This window comes from Rahnella sp. PD4, assembly GCF_049199325.1.
GTDB classification, from domain to species: Bacteria; Pseudomonadota; Gammaproteobacteria; order Enterobacterales; family Enterobacteriaceae; genus Rahnella; species Rahnella perminowiae.
The window spans coordinates 22,439-36,508 of record NZ_JBLZQF010000003.1 but is presented as its reverse complement, the minus strand read 5'-3'; the positions used below and the strand labels follow the sequence as shown (position 1 = coordinate 36,508).

The 14,070-nt window shown below is 51.6% G+C and carries 14 protein-coding genes and 3 tRNA genes; 10 read left to right on the top strand and 7 right to left on the bottom strand.

Translation table 11 applies throughout. The features are described 5' to 3' along the window. Positions 1-56: 56 nt before the first annotated feature. Genes ACOZIO_RS09105 through ACOZIO_RS09095 form a run of 3 tightly spaced genes read right to left on the bottom strand, consistent with a single transcriptional unit; the run spans position 57 to position 1,048 of the window. Complete coding sequence (locus tag ACOZIO_RS09105) at positions 57-218, bottom strand: hypothetical protein (protein WP_421595200.1); 162 nt, start codon at positions 216-218, stop codon at positions 57-59. A 4-nt stretch (positions 219-222) separates the two neighbouring features. Continuing rightward, positions 223-666, bottom strand: a complete 444-nt coding sequence (gene rimI, locus ACOZIO_RS09100) for a ribosomal protein S18-alanine N-acetyltransferase (protein WP_129953281.1) — start codon at positions 664-666, stop codon at positions 223-225. Next, the gene (locus tag ACOZIO_RS09095; RefSeq protein ID WP_129953282.1) at positions 635-1,048 is read right to left on the bottom strand and encodes a DNA polymerase III subunit psi; all 414 of its coding nucleotides are present in this window, start codon (positions 1,046-1,048) and stop codon (positions 635-637) included. Before ACOZIO_RS09095 ends, rimI begins: the two co-directional genes overlap by 32 nt. 113 nt (positions 1,049-1,161) lie before the next feature. Between ACOZIO_RS09095 and rsmC the strand changes: the two genes are divergently transcribed. Beyond that, positions 1,162-2,208: a 16S rRNA (guanine(1207)-N(2))-methyltransferase RsmC gene (gene rsmC / locus ACOZIO_RS09090; RefSeq protein WP_015698767.1), complete on the top strand. Its 1,047-nt coding sequence runs from the start codon at positions 1,162-1,164 to the stop codon at positions 2,206-2,208. Between the two features lie 4 nt (positions 2,209-2,212). Here the strand turns inward: rsmC and ACOZIO_RS09085 are convergent, their stop codons facing one another. Continuing rightward, on the bottom strand, positions 2,213-3,205 hold the full coding sequence (locus ACOZIO_RS09085; protein ID WP_129991288.1) for an aldo/keto reductase: 993 nt from the start codon (positions 3,203-3,205) through the stop codon (positions 2,213-2,215). 124 nt (positions 3,206-3,329) lie between these two features. Between ACOZIO_RS09085 and ACOZIO_RS09080 the strand changes: the two genes are divergently transcribed. The 4 genes from ACOZIO_RS09080 to ACOZIO_RS09065 all read left to right on the top strand — a co-directional run bounded on the left by ACOZIO_RS09080 (position 3,330) and on the right by ACOZIO_RS09065 (position 4,798). Further along, the gene (locus tag ACOZIO_RS09080) at positions 3,330-4,268 is read left to right on the top strand and encodes a LysR family transcriptional regulator (RefSeq protein WP_129991287.1); all 939 of its coding nucleotides are present in this window, start codon (positions 3,330-3,332) and stop codon (positions 4,266-4,268) included. A 194-nt stretch (positions 4,269-4,462) separates the two neighbouring features. Continuing rightward, positions 4,463-4,548: transfer RNA gene (locus ACOZIO_RS09075), tRNA-Leu, on the top strand. Between the two features lie 36 nt (positions 4,549-4,584). Next, positions 4,585-4,670: transfer RNA gene (locus tag ACOZIO_RS09070), tRNA-Leu, on the top strand. Positions 4,671-4,711: 41 nt separating this feature from the next. Then, positions 4,712-4,798 (top strand) — tRNA-Leu (locus ACOZIO_RS09065). Positions 4,799-4,910: 112 nt separating this feature from the next. On the opposite strand, the gene ACOZIO_RS09060 is transcribed toward ACOZIO_RS09065, so the two are convergent. Further along, positions 4,911-5,195 (bottom strand): DUF1435 domain-containing protein, encoded by a 285-nt coding sequence (locus ACOZIO_RS09060; protein ID WP_129953285.1) that lies wholly within the window; start codon positions 5,193-5,195, stop codon positions 4,911-4,913. A 301-nt stretch (positions 5,196-5,496) separates the two neighbouring features. On the opposite strand from ACOZIO_RS09060, the gene ACOZIO_RS09055 reads away from it, so the two are divergent. After that, entirely contained in the window at positions 5,497-6,591 is a 1,095-nt protein-coding gene (locus ACOZIO_RS09055; protein WP_129953286.1) for a GGDEF domain-containing protein, read from the top strand. Between the two features lie 587 nt (positions 6,592-7,178). After that, positions 7,179-8,213: an L-rhamnose/proton symporter RhaT gene (rhaT, locus tag ACOZIO_RS09050; protein ID WP_129991286.1), complete on the top strand. Its 1,035-nt coding sequence runs from the start codon at positions 7,179-7,181 to the stop codon at positions 8,211-8,213. Positions 8,214-8,241: 28 nt separating this feature from the next. On the opposite strand, the gene rhaR is transcribed toward rhaT, so the two are convergent. Together rhaR and rhaS are read right to left on the bottom strand one after the other, a co-directional pair. Further along, the gene (gene rhaR, locus ACOZIO_RS09045) at positions 8,242-9,114 is read right to left on the bottom strand and encodes an HTH-type transcriptional activator RhaR (RefSeq protein WP_129953288.1); all 873 of its coding nucleotides are present in this window, start codon (positions 9,112-9,114) and stop codon (positions 8,242-8,244) included. An 83-nt stretch (positions 9,115-9,197) separates the two neighbouring features. Next, positions 9,198-10,025 carry an HTH-type transcriptional activator RhaS gene (gene rhaS / locus ACOZIO_RS09040; RefSeq protein WP_129953289.1) on the bottom strand — a complete coding sequence of 276 codons (828 nt, stop codon included), beginning with the start codon at positions 10,023-10,025 and terminating at the stop codon, positions 9,198-9,200. Positions 10,026-10,364: 339 nt separating this feature from the next. On the opposite strand from rhaS, the gene rhaB reads away from it, so the two are divergent. The 3 genes from rhaB to rhaD are packed head-to-tail and all read left to right on the top strand — an operon-like array spanning position 10,365 to position 13,979. Continuing rightward, entirely contained in the window at positions 10,365-11,849 is a 1,485-nt protein-coding gene (rhaB, locus tag ACOZIO_RS09035) for a rhamnulokinase (RefSeq protein ID WP_129991285.1), read from the top strand. Beyond that, positions 11,846-13,102 carry an L-rhamnose isomerase gene (locus tag ACOZIO_RS09030; RefSeq protein ID WP_129953291.1) on the top strand — a complete coding sequence of 419 codons (1,257 nt, stop codon included), beginning with the start codon at positions 11,846-11,848 and terminating at the stop codon, positions 13,100-13,102. Before rhaB ends, ACOZIO_RS09030 begins: the two co-directional genes overlap by 4 nt. Positions 13,103-13,154: 52 nt before the next feature. After that, entirely contained in the window at positions 13,155-13,979 is an 825-nt protein-coding gene (gene rhaD, locus ACOZIO_RS09025) for a rhamnulose-1-phosphate aldolase (protein WP_129953292.1), read from the top strand. The last annotated feature ends 91 nt before the right edge of the window (positions 13,980-14,070 follow it).

Sequence of the window (14,070 nt, the reverse complement as noted above, 5' to 3'; positions counted from 1 at the left end):
TTTAGACGGTATGGGCAATCAATGGTTTTTTTGTATGGTGTGACTAAGAGAGCGCGTTAGAAACGGAAGTCGGTTAAAAGTGCGGCCCAGTGTTCTCGCAGAACTATTTTATGTTCTTCAAGCATCGGTAACTCCGTAAGCAAATCTGGCCAGCGTTCACGCGCAATTTTAATGGCTTCATCCAGATGCACTTTAACGGCAGACCAGGGTACCCCCATTCTTTCAGCCCAGCGGCAACGCCATCATGATGGCATCTTCGCGGCCTTGTGCGGCGGGATAGTAATTACGGCGAACGGAGAGTTCATTAAAACCGAGGCTTTCATACAGCGCGATAGCTTTGGCGTTGGAAGCACGGACTTCAAGCCATAACGTAAAAACATCTTTCTGCTCAAGCAGTTGTATCACTTCTTCCAGCAACCTGCGACCTAAGCCCTGTCGCTGAAAAGCCGGATCGATAGCGATATTAAACAAGGTGGCTTCGTCGAGAACAATTTGGGTAATCGCAAATCCCGCCATCACCTCGCCCTGCATGATTTTAAGGTTCAGGTAGCGTTCGCCCTGATTGCTGGCAAGCGTATTTTCAGTCCACGGAAAGGCATGACTGGCTTGTTCGATGGCAAATGCACGGGGAAGATCAGCGGGCGTCAGGATAGAAATGTTGTTCATTTTCACAGATCTGCTGCCAGAGCGCACGTTTGGCGCCGGCGTCTTGATAGAGTTCGGCCAGGGCCGGACTGGAGAGCTGCGGGCCAGCAAGAGTCAGCGGTTCGCTTAACCCCAGTCGCCAGATATTGCAGCGGGTATCTTCAGGTAACATAGTGACCTGTTCAGGTGTCAGGCGGTAAACTTGTGATTCTGTCAGCGCCAGGCTGCGCAAAACATCCCTGACCAGCGGATCATCCTCCGCTGGCGGAACGGCGGCAACAATCAGCAACTGGGTTTCCGCAGGCAGACTGACCGCCACTTCGCCTTGTAATACAGCAGGCCGGCGCAGCGTCCACTGGGTAATGCCCAGTTGTTGTAACAGCGTATCTCGTCTGGATGCCATGCCTGTTCCCTGCCGGTTGAAGTACGAAAAGCCCGGCTATGCTAGCAAACACATCGAACATGCGCCAATAAACCTCTATAATCGCCCGCTAATCCTTGAGGAGCCACACCCTGATGTCTGCATTAACTCCGGCCAGTGAAGTCATACTGCGCCACAGCGAAGAATTTGAAGGCCGCCGCGTCCTGTTCGCCGGTGACTTACAAGACAGCCTGCCTGCTGAAATTGACGCCGAAGAAGTTCGCGTCCACACCAATATGTATCACCACTGGCAGATGCTCAGCAAAGCGCTGGGAGAAAACGTTCAGTTTGGCTTAGTTGCTGACGCTGAATTCATCGCGCCGTGCGATGTGCTCGTCTATTACTGGCCAAAGAGCAAACTGGAAGCAAAATTCCAGCTGTTCAACTTACTGTCACACTTGCCAGTTGGCATTGATGTGTTTGTCATCGGTGAAAACCGCAGTGGTGTGCGCAGCGCGGAAACCACGCTCGAAGGTCTGTGCGAACTGAGCAAAATCGACAGTGCGCGTCGTTGCGGTTTGTACCATGGCCGTCTGGAAAAGCAGCCTGAGTTTGATGCTGATGGCTGGTGGGATCAGTACATGGTCGAAGAAGTGACCATTAAAACCCTGCCGGGCGTCTTCAGCCGGGAAGGTCTGGACAGCGGAAGCCTGTTGCTGATCAACAGCTTCGAAGAACCGGTTAAAGGTAAAGTGCTGGATGTCGCCTGTGGTTCTGGCGTGCTGGCTTCTGTGCTGGCCATGTACTCGCCGAAGATGAAAATCACACTCAGTGATGTGAGCGCGGCCGCTATTGAAGCCAGCCGCGCTACACTGGCGGCGAACGATTTGCCGGGCGAAGTCATCGCCAGCAACGTCTATTCCGACATTGCCGGTCGTTTCGATATGATCATCTCCAACCCGCCATTCCACGAAGGTCTGCAAACCAGCCTGACGGCGGCGGAGCAGTTGATCCGTGGTGCGGTAAGTCATCTGAATATCGGCGGCGAACTGCGCATTGTGGCGAACGCCTTCCTGCCTTACGCCGCCCTGCTTGATGACACCTTTGGCAGCCACGAAGTACTGGCACAAAACGGTCGCTTCAAGGTGTACCGGGCCGTACGTGGACGTCCGCCGCGCGATCTGAAAAAGAAAAAACGTTAATCAGTCAGGCACTGAGGAAACGCATCAGTTCTGCGTTGTAGCGATCACCCGCTGCCACGCGGAAAGGAAATACTGCTTCGATCGCCGCGATTTCGGCTTCACTCAGGGAGACATCAAGCGCGGCGATGTTTTCCTCAAGATAATGACGATGTTTAGTGCCAGGGATCGGCACTATGTTATCGCCCTGCGCTAATACCCACGCCAGCGCCAGCTGCGAGGGTTTCACTCCTTTGTCCTGCGCCAGTTCACTGATTTTTTCCGCCAGTTGCAGATTTTTCGCGAAGTTTTCTCCCTGAAAACGCGGACTCTCGCGACGGTAATCATCCAAATCCAGATCGTCCACTGAACGGATTTGTCCGGTCAGAAAACCCCGTCCCAGCGGACTGTAAGGCACAAAACCAATCCCCAGGCGCTCACACGCCGGTAAAATGTCAGCTTCCACATCACGCGACCAGAGCGAATATTCGGTTTGCAACGCGGTGACCGGATGCACTTTGTGTGCACGCTCCAGAATGCTCACCGGCACTTCACTCAGCCCGATATAACGGATCTTGCCTTCATGCACCAGATCCGACAGCGCGCCGATCGTTTCTTCAACCGGCACCGTCGGATCAGGGCGGTGCTGATAATAGAGATCGATAACCTCCGTCCCCAGACGCTTCAGGCTGCCTTCTACGGATTGGCGGACATAGTCCGGATGGCCGTTTGTCCCACGAACCTGCGGGTTGGACGGGTCACGCACAATGCCGAATTTGGTGGCTAAAAAAACCTGATTTCGACGCCCTTTCAGGAAGCGTCCCAACAGTTCTTCATTGGTATGCGGGCCATACATGTCGGCGGTATCGAGCATTGTGACGCCCAGTTCCAGCGCGCGCGAAAGCGTTGCCATCGATTCTTTATCGTCGAGGCCGGTGGTGTAGAAGTCGCTCATGCCCATGCAACCCAGCCCCAGCGCTGACACCATCGGACCATTTTTACCCAACTGACGTTGTTTCATCGGATTTTCCTTATGACACAGAGTGAGAAGTAATCGGATTAAGTGTGGTTGTTCTTTCAGGAAAGATAAATCAGCAAAAACGTGCAACACTGTTCATAAATTGCAAACAATCACTGAGAACGTTATGGATCACATTCAGGCGATGAAAACCTTCATCCGCATTGCCGAACTGGAAAGTTTCAGCCGGGCGGCAGAAGATCTTAATGTGCCACGCGCCACGGTCAGTACCACCCTGAAACGTCTGGAACAGCGACTGGGTGTCCGCCTGTTTCTGCGCACGACACGCCAGGTCAAAATCACTGACGAAGGCAAAATCTATTATCAACGCTGTCTGCAATTGATTTCGGCGCTGGAAGAATCGGACGCTCTGTTTGCGCATCACCAAACCCAGCCCGCAGGCATTGTCCGCATCGACATGCCCCATTCACTGGCACGTGCGAAGGTGATCCCCGCGCTGCCAGCGTTTTACCAGCGCTATCCGCAGATAACCCTGAGCGTCAGTGCCAATGATAACGCCATCAATCTGCTCGATCAGGGGGTAGATTGTGTGGTGCGCGCGTGGCCTGCAGAAGATGATAATTTGCAGTCACGCCATCTGGCGGATTTGAAACAAATTACCTGCGCCTCTCCCGGCTATTTAGCGAAATTCGGTACGCCGCAGACGCCGGATGATCTCACCGGGCATCAGGCCGTGGGCTATTTCTTTGCCCACCAGCGGACAGAGTCGCATCTGGAGTTTGTGACTGACGGAAAGATTGAAAAGTGTCAGCTCGCCAGCAAACTGACCGTTAGCGGCGCTGACGCGTATGTCGCCGCCGCAAAAGCGGGCTTTGGGCTGATTCAGGCATCGGAACTGGCGATGACGCAGGAACTGGCACAGGGAGAACTGGTGGAAGTACTGCATCAGTATCTTCCGCCACCGATGCCGTTATACATCATGTATCCGCCCGGCCGTTTTCTGGCACCGAGGATCCGCGTGCTGCTGGACTGGCTGATCGCACTGTTTTCCGTCCCTGCTGATCCGCTGAGCCAGAACCGCATTATTGGAAAAACCGTTGATTAAACCATCGATTAACCTGATGACTCTCTGTGGCATTGAACCATTCATCCTGAATATGCTGTTTTTTACATCAAACGTCCGGAATGGGGGAAATAACTATTGACGCCTGTGGGAAAATCTCTAGAATTCGCCCCCGTGGTTGTGTTACTTGCTGATGACATTCCGATGAATGCGTCAACACAGTAATCAATTGGAACGCGATGGTGGCGGAATTGGTAGACGCGCTAGCTTCAGGTGTTAGTGTCCTTTGGATGTGAGGGTTCGAGTCCCTCCCTTCGCACCAATACAATCACAAGATTTATATTGCCCGGCACGGTACGCGATGGTGGCGGAATTGGTAGACGCGCTAGCTTCAGGTGTTAGTGTCCTTCGGATGTGAGGGTTCGAGTCCCTCCCTTCGCACCACTCCGGCAACTATAAATCAGCAGTAAGCAGAAATCATCTGTGCGAAGGTGGCGGAATTGGTAGACGCGCTAGCTTCAGGTGTTAGTGTCCTTACGGACGTGAGGGTTCAAGTCCCTCTCTTCGCACCACGTGATTATGCTCCTCAGCTTTTCCTTCCTGCGATACTTCTTTCAGTTTCAAAAAATAAAAAAGACCGGCAGCTTTACTGTGTCTCCTGTTTTTCATCTCAAAATCCTTATATTACAAAATAGTAAAATTCAACGTTACCGCAGCCAGACTGCCTGCCAGCGCCATGAATGATGGCAGCAACATATAATGGCGTAATGTGCGGTGAAAAAGCATGCCCAGTGTGACCAGCATCGCAACCACGATCAGCATACGCAACTGATCGAGTGACATATGTGTCAGGGCAAGCAGCGGCATCAGTGCGCAAGGCAATAATATCCCCCAGCCACTGGTGAGACGTTTACCAAACATCCCTACAACCGCCCAGATCCCACATGCTATGACAATTGCCGGAATCATAACCCTGCTCCAAATAATGATAATGAGAACCAATATCATATAGGATTTTTTCTCATTTACCACCTATTTGCGGTCACGCTCTTCGTTTGGGTGACACCTGACAGCAAAAGTGCTAGTTTTGGGGCGGTTAAACCAAACCCGTAAAGTCTCCATTAAGACAGTCACTTAAAAACGATATTTATTGCATTCTAATAATTACATATTAGTACTATTAGCCTGCCCGTTTAGGATAATTATGCGGTGCAAGGCGCTAAAGCACTTTATCTATTCAGAACAACACAAGCTAAATAGAGTAAATTTGATGATATCTCATTCCTATGATGAGCTGCTTAAAAGCAAACATCGTCTGGCGATGTTGCTATTCTTTTTTTTAAATAGCGCAACAGCATTATTTTCTATGGCTTACCCGCCAGAGAATGCAGCCCCTGCGCCATTACCGTTGGTGCTGATTTTTGTGCTTTGTTTTTCAGGGCTGATATTTTCTTTTTTCAGTAAGAAAAATTACTCTGCCCATCTGAATATCTGTTCCATTGCCGTCGGCCTGTTATGGGCCTGGCAAATAGCCTTCCGCTTTGAAGCAACCAGCCATTTAGATAAAAATTATCTTTTAATCAGCTTACTCAGTATATTATTTATCAGCGCCATCGCTTTATCAGATAATTTTCTGGCTTTTTGTCTGCATGCAGTACCTTCCACTCTTTGTGTGATTTTTTTGGACGAGTTTCAACATGTCAGCCGTATCCTTTTCTCAGTTTCATTACCACTGATTGGCCTGTGGCTGCATCATCTGATGCTGAGGCGCAGTGACGAATTCACGCGCAGGATGGTGGCCAATCTCTACAGTGAACGGGAAAAATTCAGCGACCTGAGTATGCTTGATCCCCTGACCGGCCTGTACAACCGCCGGGGGTTGCAGAATAAGCTGGAAACACTGTTTAATCAGGCCTCCGGGCACTACGTCATGTTGCTCGATATCGACCATTTCAAAGCCTATAACGATAACTATGGCCATACGATGGGCGATCAGGCACTGGTGCGTGTTTCTGCCGCTATCCGCGATGCAGTGCGCTCGCGGGATGTGGTTGTCCGTTATGGCGGAGAAGAGTTTCTGGTGCTGATGTCCAACGTTCAGCAGGAGCATGCGGTTCGCATGGCTGAGCGTATCCAGAATAAAGTCCTCGGGCTGAATATCCCGCATTTGTTTAATGCTGAAGTTTCCACACATGTCACGGTCAGTGCCGGGCTGGCTGCGCTGGAGGAAGGTGACTTTATTCAGGCTCTGGGTAAAGCTGATACCTCACTCTATAACGCAAAAAACAGTGGTCGTAATAAAATATTTTATGCCTGGGATCAACCCGGAGAGATTCAGCAAACCGTCGAAGAAAAAATAGCCTGACGATTGTTTGTATGTCCGATTAACAACTTATTTAGCGTTCATAATTTTTGCGAATGATGTTCAGCGTTTTGCCGGTTCATCATAAAAATAACCTGCCATTCAGTTTCGCTGCATAAGCATTCAACTTTCGGCCAGATTAAGGGTTCTGGCTGAAAGTAAACAAATTGACTTAAATAATGAATGTTACTCTTCCTTGTTACTTTATAACTTTTTAATTCTATTTAAATAAGCCCTTCACGCCCCCCGATTGCCCCGAAATATTGACAGATAAAAATAATCCTAAAGCACATCTTTATGTCGCCTTCCCGCATGTTCTCAGCCTGTTCTGTAAACGGTCTCTCTCTATCTCATAAAATTCTTTAATTTGTTGATTTAATGTGATTATTAATTCGACCACCGGATTTGTGAACTGACTCATGTGCATCTTCCGGCGAGTGCCAGCGCTGATTTTCCGGTGGCACTGACCGGAAGGCTCCCCTGCCGGACACTTCTTACACTACCGCCACCCGCTGCCCGGATTTCTGCAGGATCAGCTAACAGCAGCGCTTTTGCTTACCCATTACTCTACATAATAAAAGGTCCGGTGTATGAACAGTTCGATAGTGTTAGGGATCATCTGGCATCTGATAGGGGCAGCCAGCGCAGCTTGCTTCTATGCGCCATTCAAACAAGTGAAACATTGGTCATGGGAAACCATGTGGTCGCTTGGCGGCTTTTTTTCCTGGATCATTCTGCCCTGGGCGGTCAGCTACGTGCTATTGCCTGATTTCTGGGCCTATTACGGTTCATTCAGTTTTGCCACTCTGTTGCCCGTTTTTCTGTTTGGCGCCATGTGGGGGATCGGTAACATCAATTACGGTCTGACCATGCGCTATCTCGGCATGTCGATGGGGATAGGCATCGCCATTGGCATTACCCTGATTATCGGGACGCTAATGACGCCTGTTTTGCAGGGCAAAATTGGCATTCTGTTTGGCACATTAGGTGGCCAGCTCACCCTGCTCGGCGTATTTGTTGCGGTCATTGGTGTAGCCATTGTCAGCTATGCGGGCTTCCTGAAAGAAAAAGCATTAGGTATTAAAGCTGAAGAGTTCAATCTGCGTAAAGGGCTGATTCTGGCTGTAATGTGCGGAATTTTCTCTGCGGGGATGTCTTTCGCCATGAGCGCTGCAGTGCCCATGCACGAAGCGGCGCGCGCGCTCGGGATTGATCCGCTGTATGTCGCCCTGCCGAGTTATGTGGTGATCATGGGCGGCGGTGCGGTAGTTAACCTCGGCTTCTGCTTTATCCGTCTGGCAACACGTAAAACCCTCTCTTTGCGCGCCGATATGTCGGTGGCGAAATCCCTGCTGCTTACGAATGCGATCTTCTCCATTATTGGCGGCGTAATGTGGTATCTGCAGTTCTTCTTCTACGCCTGGGGTCATGCCAGCATTCCGGCAGAATATGATTACATGAGCTGGATGCTGCACATGAGTTTCTACGTCTTGTGCGGGGGCATCGTCGGTCTGGTGCTGAAAGAATGGCTCGGTGTAGGCAAAAAACCGGTACGTGTGCTTTGCATCGGTGCGCTGGTGATTATTCTGGCGGCAAATATTGTCGGTCTGGGTATGGCACTGTAAGCGCTGCATCGCTTAATGACCGCAGAATTTATTCTGCGGTCATTGAGGATAAAAGGATTTTACCGGCCTGCTGTGTAAAACGTTGCCGGTAGTCACGCGGCGAAACACCACTTGCCCGACTGAACACCACAGAAAAATAGTTACTGTCATCAAAGCCGCATTCAGCGGCCACATCACTGATTGTCATGTTGCCATAACGCAGCAAACTCATCGCCCGGCAAAGCCTCAGCTGACGTAAATAATGGGTCACACTCATGCCGGTGTGCTGCTTGAACAGCGAACGTAAAGCACGCGGATTAAGCTGATGTTGCAGGCAAAACGTTTCAAGGTGGAAGGGAGCGGCGATATTTGCCCGCAGGGCCATCAGCAATAAATCCAGCTGATGCGCATCCGGTAACGCGCCACTGTCCGGCCGCTGGCGAAAGCGTAATAACAAGAGTGCCAGCTGCATCAGCAGGGCTTCGCTCAGTTGCACCGAAAGCGGCTCCGATTTCATACACTCTTTAGCAAGCTCATCCACTTTATCACGCAAAACTGACATGCCAAGCGTACTCAGCCGCCAGTAACGTTGTTCCTGGCTGACATTCTCGCCCGGCAATAATTGCGACCAGTCGGCCGCCAGCCCGAAACGCTCACGGCAAAACAGCACATTATCCAGTGCCAGTTCGTTGACTGACTCATAGCTATGCCGGTCCCGTGAATTAATATAAAACAGGTCACCGCAGGTGATGGGATAAGGGATATCGTTCCAGACATGCAGACCATTACCGCGCCAGACAATAACCAGTTCATCAAAATCATGGTCATGACTCGGAAAGTCGGCCTGGGGATGGCGTTCAGCCACCACCACCGAATTCATGTCGGTCAGAAAGAAATCATTTTTATTCAATTTCAACGACATATTTGCAATCTCTCACCCGTTTGACGACAAAATAAACGAGGCAGTACTCAGGTAAACATACCGGAAACTGCGAGAGGTGCCGTTTAACGCAACTGATCACGCATGAGTTTTGGCGACACCGAAAATTCCCGACGAAACTGTGTCGAGAAGTGGTTACTGTCACTGAACCCGCAGGCATAAGCGATATCGGTAATGCTTTGATCGCTATGATGTAAACGACGGCGCGCTTCCAGCAACCTCAGCCGGTTAAGATACCGCTGCGGCGTCATGCCAGTGTAATGCTTCATCTGACGATGTAATGTTCGCAGCGCCAGTGAGAAGCGTTCTGCAGCTTCAGTCCAGTTCACTTCCTCACTGTAATGCGACTGGAGCCATTGCAAAAGTTGATTGACCCTGTTTTCCGAGGTATCTCGCAATTGTGGCTGGAAACAATCCTGATAAAGCAGGATCAGCAATTGTAAAAACAGACTTTCACGGGTCGCGATATGTTCCATTTCAACGCTGTCCGGCAGTGCTTCAAGTTGTGTAATGCAGTTCAGCACCTGTGAAAGTACACACGGGCTGAGCTGCCAGTGGATCTGAGACTGATAGTGATGTTCCTGAGGAAGGAAGTGGCTGACGTCCTGAATGAAACGGAACGCCTTCGGTGAGCGGAACAACACATTTGTCAGACGTAAGTTATCAACATTTTCAAACAGATGATGATCACTGGCTCGCACGAAACAGACCGCACCGGCCGTCAGTGTATAAGGGTTGTCGTTAAAGATATGCACACCTGATCCGCTTTCCACCAGCATAATTTCATGGAAATCATGGTAGTGCTCCGGGAATACATCTTGTGGGAGCCGGCGCTCAACCGTCACGGTCAGCTCAGGCGCCGCAAAATAATCATCACCTCTCAGTAACGTCATGTATCACCTCCGGTTCAAAATCACTGTGCTTCGGGGAACAACCCTACCCTGCGGCCTGCTTTCCTGCCTTCAAACCACGGCAGTAAAAGCATCATAAACGGTCATATTTCAAAGATTCCCTCTGCCCTGATGCAGATCTGCGGCAAAGATCACAATCGCTTATGCCGCATTACTCAGCTGCGGATAGCCCTGTTTCAGCCAGCTTTGGAGCATTATGTGATCTGCCTCGCATCTACCTTTTTAATGCTGCCATCCTGCCAAAACCGGTGGCAATCACCGGAAGGTGCCTTTCAGGCGCTCCCCCTACACTGGCCATATCTTCGATAAGGAATGGCCGCTATGACAACTCACCATCTTGCCGCTATTGACCTCGGCGCTTCCAGCGGCCGGGTGATGCTGGCGACATTTACCCGTCAGGATCCCGATCCGGCAGCAACGCTGACATTGAAAGAAATCCACCGGTTTCCTAATAACCTGATCCGCGTTGATGGTCACGATACCTGGGACCTTGATGCGCTGGAAAAACACATTCTTGAAGGGCTGAATCGCCTTGATGCGTCCGGTGTTCAGCTTGACGGTATCGGGATTGATACCTGGGGGGTGGATTACGTCCTGCTTGATGCTCAGGGGCAGCGGGTCGGTTTGCCGGTTGCTTATCGTGACAACCGCACGGAAGGCGTGATGGCGCGGGTGGAACAGCAGTTTGGCCGTGAAAATTTGTACCAGAAAACCGGCATCCAGTTCATGCCGTTTAATACACTTTACCAACTGCGTGCATTGAGCGAACAGCAGCCTGACATCATCAATAAAGCGGCTCACATGCTGATGATCCCGGATTATTTCTTTTACCGCCTCACCGGCAAACTGAACTGGGAATACACCAACGCCAGCACCACGCAAATGCTCAATCTCGCCACCGGTGACTGGGACGAAGACTTGCTGAAACTGGCGGGTGTACCACGCCGCTGGTTACAAAAACCCACCCAGCCGGGTCATTCCCGGGGAGTGTGGAAAAGCCCCCGCGGCCGCAGCGTGCCGGTATTCAGCGTCGCGACGCACGATACTGCCAGCGCGGTGGTTGCCGCCCCGCTGACCCGTTCACACAGCGCCTACCTCAGTTCCGGCACCTGGTCGCTGATGGGCATTGAAAGCCCGCAAGCCTTTAACCATGCTGAGGCACTTCACGACAATATCACTAACGAAGGCGGCATTGATGGCAGCTATCGTGTATTAAGAAATATCATGGGGTTATGGTTGTTTCAGCGGGTTTGCCGCGAACTGAACATCCAGGATTTACCGTCACTCATCACGCTGGCTAAAAACGTCACGCCGTTCACTTATCTGATTAACCCGAACGAAGATCGCTTTATCAATCCTCCCTCCATGGTCGCTGCCATTCGTGATGCCTGCCGTCAAACGGGTGATCCGGTACCGGAGTCCCCGGCTGAACTGGCTCGCTGTATTTTCGACAGCCTTGCCATGCTGTACCGCAAAATTGCATTGCAACTTGCTCAGTTACAAGGGGCACCGCTGGAAGATATCCATATCGTTGGCGGCGGCAGCCAGAACCAGTTCCTGAACCAGCTTTGTGCTGATGTCTGTCAGGTACGCGTCAGCGCAGGCCCGGTCGAGGCCTCAACGCTGGGCAATATCGGTTGCCAGCTGATGGCGCTGAACGCCGTCAACGATACCGCTGAATTTCGTCGCATTGTTGCCACGAATTTTGAGCAACACCATTACCTTCCCCGTATTCACGCGGATTTCGCTATTCACTGGCGCCGCTTTCAGGCGCTCTGTCACGCCAATGAGGAACTCGCAGTATGACTTCATCTATCGATCAAGCATGGACACTTGCCAAAGAACGCTTTGCACAGCTGGGTATTGATGCCGAAGCTGCAATCAGACAACTTGATACCCTGCCCGTTTCTATCCATTGCTGGCAGGGGGATGATGTCGCTGGCTTCGAAAACCCTGAAGGCAGCCTGACCGGCGGCATTCAGGCGACCGGTAATTATCCCGGCAAAGCGCGTAACGCTCAGCAACTCCGCGCTGATCTGGAACTGGCAGTTTCCATGATACCCGGCCCTAACCGTCTGAATCTGCATGCGATTTATCTGGAGTCCGATCAACCCGTAGCCCGTAATGAAATCGAGCCGAAGCACTTCACCGGCTGGGTTGACTGGGCGAAGAAAAACAAACTGGGTCTGGACTTCAACCCGTCTTGTTTCTCACACCCGATGAGCGCAGACGGCTTCACGTTGTCACACGCGAACCCGGAAATTCGTCAGTTCTGGATTGAACATTGCCAGGCCAGCCGCCGCATTTCCGCCTCGTTTGGCCGTGCACTGGGCACACCGTCAGTGATGAATATCTGGGTGCCGGATGGCATGAAAGACATCACCGTAGACCGTCTGGCACCGCGCCAGCGCCTGATGAGCGCACTTGATGAAGTGATTTCTGAGAAGTTTGATATCACCGAACACATCGATGCCGTCGAAAGCAAACTGTTTGGCATCGGTTCTGAAAGCTACACCGTCGGCTCAAACGAATTCTATCTCGGTTACGCTGCCAGTCGCGGCACTGCGCTGTGCCTCGATGCCGGTCACTTCCATCCAACCGAAGTGATTTCCGACAAAATCTCTGCGGCGATGCTATATGTGCCCCGCCTGCTGCTGCACGTCAGCCGTCCGGTACGCTGGGACAGCGATCACGTGGTGCTGCTGGACGACGAGACACAAGCCATCGCCAGCGAAATCGTGCGCCATAATCTGTTCAACCGCGTGCATATCGGCCTGGATTTCTTCGATGCTTCGATCAACCGCATCGCAGCCTGGGTTATCGGCACCCGCAATATGAAAAAAGCCCTGCTGAAAGCCCTGCTCGAACCAACCAGTTTACTGAAACAGCTGGAAGCAGAAGGCGATTACACCGCGCGTCTGGCCCTGCTGGAAGAACAAAAATCCCTGCCGTGGCAGGCCGTATGGGACATGTATTGCCAGCGTCACGACGTACCGGTTGGCGGTCAGTGGCTGGATACCATTCGTCATTACGAAACCAGCGTGCTGGCAAAACGTTAAGTGCCGCTGAACACACCAGAAACGCATTCACCTTATTCGCAGGAAAGCACCGATGAAAACATTATTTAGCTCGTGGTTTGTACAAGGTATGGTCAAGGCGACCACCGATATGTGGCTGAAAGGCTGGGATGAACGTAACGGCGGCAACGTCAGCATGCGTCTGTTACCGGAAGACGTCGCACCTTATATAAATGATTTTTACGCGCAGCCACGTCAGGTTGAGCTGACTCAGCACGCGCCCGATCTGGCCAACGAATATTTCATCGTGACCGGCTCCGGTAAGTTTTTCCGTAATGTGCAACTGGCCCCGTCAGAAGCGCTGACCGTTATTCAGCTCGATGATAAAGGTGCCAGTTACAAAATCCTGTGGGGTCTGACCGCAGGCGGCTTGCCAACTTCGGAGCTGGCCTCCCATCTGCAATCACATGCCGTACGTAAACGTGTCACCAACGGTCAGGATCGCGTCATCATGCACTGCCATGCGACCAACCTGATCGCACTGACGTACGTGCTTGAACTCGACAGCGCCAAGATCACCCGCAAATTGTGGGAATGCAGCACGGAATGTCTGGTGGTCTTCCCCGACGGCGTGGGGATTGTACCGTGGATGGTGCCGGGCACCGATGGTATCGGAGCAGCGACTTCCGACCGGATGCAACATCACAGCCTGGTGCTGTGGGCGTTCCACGGTATCTTCGGTTGCGGCCCGACGCTGGACGACGCTTTTGGCCTGATCGACACCGCCGAAAAATCAGCGGAGATCCTGGTGAAAGTGATTTCCATGGGGGGGATGAAACAAACTATCCAGACTGAAGAACTGATTGCCCTCGGCAAACGTTTTGAAGTCACACCTTTCGAGGCCGCATTAAAAGCCTGATCAGGCACTTTATGCTCCTGACATCATAAATCATGCACGGGGGACAGCGGATGTTCCCCGTAGCAGGAAATGGCAAAGACCCCGGAGCAGC

What these genes read in the sequence shown, in the direction of transcription:
- ACOZIO_RS09095 (WP_129953282.1), bottom strand. Translation starts at nt 1,048, where the DNA reads ATGGCATCCAGACGAGATACGCTGTTACAACAACTGGGCATTACCCAG.
- rhaD (WP_129953292.1), top strand. Translation starts at nt 13,155, where the DNA reads ATGAAAACATTATTTAGCTCGTGGTTTGTACAAGGTATGGTCAAGGCG.
- rhaR (WP_129953288.1), bottom strand. Translation starts at nt 9,114, where the DNA reads ATGTCGTTGAAATTGAATAAAAATGATTTCTTTCTGACCGACATGAAT.
- rhaS (WP_129953289.1), bottom strand. Translation starts at nt 10,025, where the DNA reads ATGACGTTACTGAGAGGTGATGATTATTTTGCGGCGCCTGAGCTGACC.
- ACOZIO_RS09085 (WP_129991288.1), bottom strand. Translation starts at nt 3,205, where the DNA reads ATGAAACAACGTCAGTTGGGTAAAAATGGTCCGATGGTGTCAGCGCTG.
- rhaB (WP_129991285.1), top strand. Translation starts at nt 10,365, where the DNA reads ATGACAACTCACCATCTTGCCGCTATTGACCTCGGCGCTTCCAGCGGC.
- ACOZIO_RS09055 (WP_129953286.1), top strand. Translation starts at nt 5,497, where the DNA reads ATGATATCTCATTCCTATGATGAGCTGCTTAAAAGCAAACATCGTCTG.
- rimI (WP_129953281.1), bottom strand. Translation starts at nt 666, where the DNA reads ATGAACAACATTTCTATCCTGACGCCCGCTGATCTTCCCCGTGCATTT.
- ACOZIO_RS09030 (WP_129953291.1), top strand. Translation starts at nt 11,846, where the DNA reads ATGACTTCATCTATCGATCAAGCATGGACACTTGCCAAAGAACGCTTT.
- ACOZIO_RS09080 (WP_129991287.1), top strand. Translation starts at nt 3,330, where the DNA reads ATGGATCACATTCAGGCGATGAAAACCTTCATCCGCATTGCCGAACTG.
- rhaT (WP_129991286.1), top strand. Translation starts at nt 7,179, where the DNA reads ATGAACAGTTCGATAGTGTTAGGGATCATCTGGCATCTGATAGGGGCA.
- rsmC (WP_015698767.1), top strand. Translation starts at nt 1,162, where the DNA reads ATGTCTGCATTAACTCCGGCCAGTGAAGTCATACTGCGCCACAGCGAA.
- ACOZIO_RS09105 (WP_421595200.1), bottom strand. Translation starts at nt 218, where the DNA reads ATGGGGGTACCCTGGTCTGCCGTTAAAGTGCATCTGGATGAAGCCATT.
- ACOZIO_RS09060 (WP_129953285.1), bottom strand. Translation starts at nt 5,195, where the DNA reads ATGATTCCGGCAATTGTCATAGCATGTGGGATCTGGGCGGTTGTAGGG.